The organism is Microbacterium sp. 69-10 (assembly GCF_001897945.1).
Taxonomy (GTDB): domain Bacteria; phylum Actinomycetota; class Actinomycetes; order Actinomycetales; family Microbacteriaceae; genus Microbacterium.
Genome location: NZ_MKRT01000016.1, coordinates 178,308 through 181,769 on the forward strand (window position 1 = coordinate 178,308; position 3,462 = coordinate 181,769).

3 protein-coding genes and 1 pseudogene are annotated in these 3,462 nt (G+C 62.6%); all 4 read right to left on the reverse strand.

Annotated elements, in window-relative coordinates:
* Positions 1-274 (reverse strand): annotated as a pseudogene (locus BGN97_RS06365) (polynucleotide kinase); the annotation flags it as partial.
* Complete coding sequence (locus BGN97_RS06370) at positions 271-2,010, reverse strand: DUF2075 domain-containing protein (protein ID WP_292699015.1); 1,740 nt, start codon at positions 2,008-2,010, stop codon at positions 271-273. The gene BGN97_RS06370 and the pseudogene BGN97_RS06365, both read right to left, overlap by 4 nt.
* Entirely contained in the window at positions 2,007-2,327 is a 321-nt protein-coding gene (locus BGN97_RS06375) for a nucleotide pyrophosphohydrolase (protein WP_285631434.1), read from the reverse strand. Before BGN97_RS06375 ends, BGN97_RS06370 begins: the two co-directional genes overlap by 4 nt.
* A gap of 45 nt (positions 2,328-2,372) precedes the next feature.
* A partial coding sequence (locus tag BGN97_RS06380) for a DUF3427 domain-containing protein (protein ID WP_292699018.1) occupies positions 2,373-3,462 on the reverse strand: 1,090 nt, incomplete at its 5' end.

Below are 3,462 nucleotides of genomic sequence, written 5' to 3' on the forward strand. Positions count from 1 at the left end.
GGGTGTCACCGGTTCGCCTCAAGAACAGTCGTCGGAAGGGGATGTCGTTGAACACCAGCCAAGACTCCGTGGCTCGTCGTGCTGTCTCATCGCGGCCGGAGACGGCCACGAGGGCGTCAACGGCAGGGTGAGCGCTCAGCGCCTGCGCGACCATGACGACGGGGGCGTTCGGTACGTCGGCCGCCACCTTGCGCATGTCGTAGGGCGACCGATCGCCCATCAACGCCAGGGTGCCGTCGACGTCAAACAACCAGACTCGGGGTTTCGGAGTCATGTCCTGCTCCGTGCTGTCATGATCCCCCGCAGCCGCTCCCGCAGCCCCTCGTCGCACACGTACACATACGTCCCGAGCATGCCCCGTGTGAGCAGCACGCCATAGATGTTGCGGATGAAGACCAGCAGGTCGTCGTCGGTGAAAGCATCCTTCAGGTGCCCGGTGTTCTCTTTGCCCTTCTTGTCGCGGTAGGCATCGCGGTCGGCGACGATCTCGCCCGACGGCGAGAGGCGCAGGTCGGGTCCGATGATCACGCCGGCGTAGTTGAGGTCGTAGCCCTGCACGGTGTGGATCGAGCCGACCTCGTCGTGGGATCCCGGGGAGTTGATCCAGTCCTTGCCCGTGCTGTTCCATCGCATCCGCTCGCCATCGAGCTCGATGTCGAACGCCGACGGATCCTTCTTCGAGACCCAGTCCCATGCGTATCCGGCGACCAGCCGCGACAGCCCGACCTCGCGGTCACGCTCCCGGATTGCCTGCCGCATCTCGCCGAGGTCGTCGAAGAATCGCAGATCGTAGTCGCCGAGGTCGGGGCGGGCGACGGACGCTCCGCGCAGCAGCATCCGGATGTACTCGACGTAGTCGGCGCCGGCCCGCACCCGCATCTGGGTAGTGAGCGGGTAATGCCGGTGCGCGTTCTTCGCGTCGGTGAGTTCGGTGTTGAGGGTCGAAGGTGACAGGTCATGCGGGCGCACGCTCTGCGCGCCGTCGACGAGCAGCAGCTGATGCCTGCTGCGAGCCTTGATCCAGTCGAGCTGAGTGTGATGCGGGGCATCCGCGCCGAACAGCCGCTCGTTGATCTGCCCGAACTTCTTGTTCTGCACGCCCGACGCCTGGTTGGCGCGCTGATTCAGCCGGTGCGTCTCATCGACCAGGACCAGGTCGAACATGTCTCTCGACTCACCCACCTGGAACGGCGTCAGGACTATCGCCGGGTCGAGCTTCGGCGTCTTCTTGAACACCTTCTTCACTGACAGGCGCAGCGACTGCTGCGGGATGACGAGCGCCATCCGCAGGTCCTGCAGCAGGGCTGCACTCTCGGGCGTGAAGAACTCGGCGAACATCGAGTCGGGCTCTACGTCGTCGTGGCTGCGGAAGTCGCGGATGTCGGCGACCAGCTTCATGAGGAAGATCGCGATGATCGTCTTGCCGGTGCCGGGCGCACCCTCGACGACGAGGGTGGATGCTCTCGTCGGGTCGCGCAGGTCTTCGAGGATGCCGGAGACGATGTCCTCGACGGCGATCGCCTGGTCGGGGGTGAGCGCCTTGAAGGGGGAGAGCTTGAAGAGGTCGCTGTTCTCGATCTGCGGGATGCTGCGACTGAACAGGCCCTCGGCGCGCAGAGCCTCGAACACGTCATGGAACGACTCGCGATAGAGCTCGCGGTCGTAATAGCGGGCGTCGGTGAGACCGTCGTTGCCGTTGAGGATGTCGTAGCGGCCGTCGCCGTGGAACCAGCGGATCAGATGCGACTCGAGGTCGGCGCAGACCGACTTGTTGTAGCGCTCGTCGACGACGACACGGATATCGGTGAGGTTCTGCTGGCGCTTCGGGCCGGCGAGGTGCTGGCGCATGCGCTTGTGCGCGCTGATCGTCTCGCCGACGTAGAGCTTCTTGCTTCGGCTCGCGCCGTCGAGCACGTAGACGACGGGCCAGTTGGTGAGCTCTTGGTTGGTGGCGCTCCACGTATCGATGTGGGTCCGGTCAAAGGGGATGCGCTGGATGCTGAAGCTCATGGCTCTGCACTCTTGTTGATCTCGCCTTGGTTGAGTTCGACCGGGTATTTCGCGTTGGTCTTCTCGAGCTTGCTGAGGATGATCTCGTCGATGTCGAGGTTCAGGCGGCTGGCGAGATGCACGCAGTAGGTGAGCACATCGGCAAGCTCTTCCTCGACGCGCGTCTGGTCAGGCGTCTGGCCCCACTGGTACAGCTCGAGAAGTTCCGCGGCCTCGATCGAGATCGACTTCGCGAGGTTCTCGGGTGTATGGAACTGGTCCCAGTCACGCTCGGCGACGAAGGTGCGGAGGGCCTGCAGCGTTGCGGGGGAGGGCATATGGGGACGGTAGCAGCAGCGCGCTGAAGTACAGGCGTTCGTGGGCTACTTGCTTGAGCCGACGAGGTACTCGTATAGGCTCTGCTCGAGCGGTGACTCCATGGAGAGACTCATCGTCACGACGTCCAGCTGGGCTCCCTTCGCGTCAGGCATCTTGGTTTGCTTTGCGTTCGATGAGCGCACCTCGCCGAGGTAGTAGAAGTCGGTCCCTTCGGCATCGTCCTTCTTCGCGAAGAGGTGGAGCGGCACACGGTTATCGACTATCGCTCGCACCTCGCCGCTCTGAAGGGTGCGACGGCTACGAGTGAACCAGTGCAGCGTCGACTCGTTGATGAACTCGTCGCCGTACGCAGTGCTCGCTGAGACGTCTTCGTGCTTGTGATACGTGATGAAGATCGGGCACGAGAGTGACGTGTAGTCGACCTTGTAGCCGTACATGGTGCTCTGCTCGTTCTTCTCCCAGTTGAGCAGTCGGCACGCATCCTTGCGTGAGTATCGCTGTCCGACTTCGAGCTCGCCACGCCAGTTGTAGCGATGGCGGGCGAGGAAGAGCCCGGTGTCAACGACATCGTTGAGGTGGGCGGCAAACTCGGGATCGTCAGCGAGACTGTGAGCGACCTCAGCCGACAGCTCGAGTTCCTCTCCGACCTGACGAACCATTGGGCTGCCATACTTCGAGCGCTCTGCCTCTGTGAAGAAGGTCAGCTCAAGGATGCGTATGACAGATTCAATGAACTTGTTGTCAGAGGTCGCTCCGCTCATGGCAAGGAGTCGTTGATACTCCGCCACACTCATGCGATGGCTCGGTCGGTCGATCACCGCCCTCAGAAGCAGCAGTTCGTGCGGTCGCTTCCCATTGAGAATCTCATTAGAGGCGAAGGTAAGCCACGCAGACTGTGCCGCGTTGGGGCCACGATCGGCCTTCTTGAGCGATCGAAGCAGCAACCAATAGTTGTCGCGCTTTGTCGCGACGACGACGGGGTCGGCGGCGTCAAAGCGCGCGAAGTCCAACAGTGCCGGCGGATGGTCGAGGCGGTTGGTGAGCTCGGTGATCGTGCGCTTGAGATTTTGGATGCTGTCGAGCTTCGTCTCCGCGAGGGAACGAAAGATGCGCTCACGAGAGAGTAGTGCCCCT